This window comes from Pseudomonas sp. PDM15, assembly GCF_014851565.1.
Lineage (GTDB): Bacteria > Pseudomonadota > Gammaproteobacteria > Pseudomonadales > Pseudomonadaceae > Aquipseudomonas.
Genome location: NZ_JACVAA010000017.1, coordinates 1 through 639 on the forward strand (window position 1 = coordinate 1; position 639 = coordinate 639).

General features: G+C 49.8%; 1 protein-coding gene. It reads right to left on the bottom strand.

The window, feature by feature from the left end; all coding sequences use genetic code 11:
* Nucleotides 1–82: 82 nt before the first annotated feature.
* A partial coding sequence (locus IB232_RS23335; RefSeq protein ID WP_192400895.1) for a hypothetical protein occupies nucleotides 83–639 on the bottom strand: 557 nt, incomplete at its 5' end.

The following is a 639-nucleotide window of genomic DNA, read 5'->3' on the forward strand; positions in this document are numbered from 1 at the left end:
ACCCTTCTCTATTCTATCGTCTCCCTTCCTGTTCTCCCGCTCAGCGTCACAATCCCCCCTACAGCGCCGCTGCCCGATTGGCTCAAGACCGGCCAAGCCAGCTATTTCTTCTTCTTCCTTTCCCCTTTCTCCCTCCTTCCTCCCCCCCCTCTTCTCTCCTCCTCTCCTCTTTCTCTCTCCCCTCCTCTTCTTTTCTTCCTTTTTCCTTCCTCCTTCTCTTCTTTCTTCTCCCTCTTCTTTCCTTCTCTTCTCCTCTTCCCTTTCTCTCCTCTTTTCTCTTTCTCCCGTCTTCCCCCTCTCTCTTTCCTTTCCTTCTCTCTTCCCCCCTTTCTTCTTTCTTCCCCCTCTCCTTTTCTTTCCCTCTTTTCCTTTTCTCCTCCTTTTTCCCCCTTTCCCTTTTCTCCCTTTTCTCCCCCTCTCCCTCCTCCTTCTTCTTTTCTCCTTCCTCCCTTTTTCTCTTTCCCCTCCCTTTCTTTCTCTTCTCTCCCTCTTCCTTTCTTCTTCTCTTCTCCCTTCCTCCCTTTTTTTTCTCTTCCTTTCTCTCCCCTTTTCTCTCTCTTTTTCCTCCTCCTTTCTCCTCCTCTCTTCCTTCCCTCTTCCTTCTCCTCTCTTCCCTCCTTTTTTTCCTCTCTGTGACGT